Origin of the sequence: Rhodococcus sp. DT1, assembly GCF_049844875.1 — a bacterium.
Classification (GTDB): Bacteria; Actinomycetota; Actinomycetes; order Mycobacteriales; family Mycobacteriaceae; genus Rhodococcus.
This window is the reverse complement of sequence record NZ_JBNCLW010000012.1, coordinates 3,599-5,182: the sequence shown is the minus strand read 5'-3', so window position 1 is coordinate 5,182 and position 1,584 is coordinate 3,599. Positions and strand designations below refer to the sequence as shown.

General features: G+C 54.9%; 1 rRNA gene (running past one end of the window). It reads right to left on the bottom strand.

Annotation, left to right across the window (positions count from 1 at the left end):
* Positions 1–43: 43 nt before the first annotated feature.
* Positions 44–1,584: ribosomal RNA gene (locus ACLQ3J_RS20905) — 23S ribosomal RNA — on the bottom strand (it continues 1,692 nt past the right edge of the window).

The window sequence follows — 1,584 nt, the reverse complement described above, 5'->3', positions numbered from 1 at the left end:
GTGTGCTGTTTCAGAAACCGCACAGTGGACGCGTAGCACCTTCGTTAGAAAGTCCTCGGCCTATTAGTACCAGTCACCTCCATGCGTTACCGCACTTCCAGTTCTGGCCTATCAACCCGGTGGTCTGCCGGGGGCCTTACCCCCTCGAGGGGGTGAGAAACCTCATCTTGGAACAGGCTTCCCGCTTAGATGCTTTCAGCGGTTATCCCTTCCGAACGTAGCCAACCAGCAGTGCCCCTGGCGGGACAACTGGCACACCAGAGGTTCGTCCGTCCCGGTCCTCTCGTACTAGGGACAGCCTTCCTCAAGTTTCTAACGCGCGCGGCGGATAGAGACCGAACTGTCTCACGACGTTCTAAACCCAGCTCGCGTGCCGCTTTAATGGGCGAACAGCCCAACCCTTGGGACCTACTCCAGCCCCAGGATGCGACGAGCCGACATCGAGGTGCCAAACCATCCCGTCGATATGGACTCTTGGGGAAGATCAGCCTGTTATCCCCGGGGTACCTTTTATCCGTTGAGCGACACCGCTTCCACATGCCGGTGCCGGATCACTAGTCCCGACTTTCGTCCCTGCTCGACTTGTCAGTCTCACAGTCAAGCTCCCTTGTGCACTTGCACTCAACACCTGATTGCCAACCAGGCTGAGGGAACCTTTGGGCGCCTCCGTTACATTTTGGGAGGCAACCGCCCCAGTTAAACTACCCACCAGGCACTGTCCCTGAACCAGATCATGGTCCGAGGTTAGATATCCAATACGATCAGAGTGGTATTTCAACAACGACTCCACAGTAACTGGCGTCACCGCTTCACAGTCTCCCACCTATCCTACACAAACCGAACCGAACACCAATACCAAGCTATAGTGAAGGTCCCGGGGTCTTTTCGTCCTGCCGCGCGTAACGAGCATCTTTACTCGTAATGCAATTTCGCCGAGTCTGTGGTTGAGACAGCAGAGAAGTCGTTACGCCATTCGTGCAGGTCGGAACTTACCCGACAAGGAATTTCGCTACCTTAGGATGGTTATAGTTACCACCGCCGTTTACTGGGGCTTAAATTCTCAGCTTCGCCACCGAAGTGACTAACCGGTCCTCTTAACCTTCCAGCACCGGGCAGGCGTCAGTCCGTATACATCGTCTTACGACTTCGCACGGACCTGTGTTTTTAGTAAACAGTCGCTTCTCTCTGGTCTCTGCGACCACACCCAGCTCAGGAAGTAAATTCCATCACCAGACATGGTCCCCCTTCTCCCGAAGTTACGGGGGCATTTTGCCGAGTTCCTTAACCACAGTTATCTCGATCGCCTTAGTATTCTCTACCTGACCACCTGTGTCGGTTTGGGGTACGGGCCGTGTGAAAGCTCGCTAGAGGCTTTTCTCGGCAGCATAGGATCATGGAATTCCCCTCAACGGGTACGCATCACCTCTCAGGCTACATGCGACACGGATTTACCTATGTCACGCCCTACAGGCTTACACCAGTATTACCACTGACTGGCCCCACTACCTTCCTGCGTCACCCCATCGCTTGACTACTACCACCGAAGATCCCGTGCATCCAATCCCCAATCCCCCGAAGGGAAAC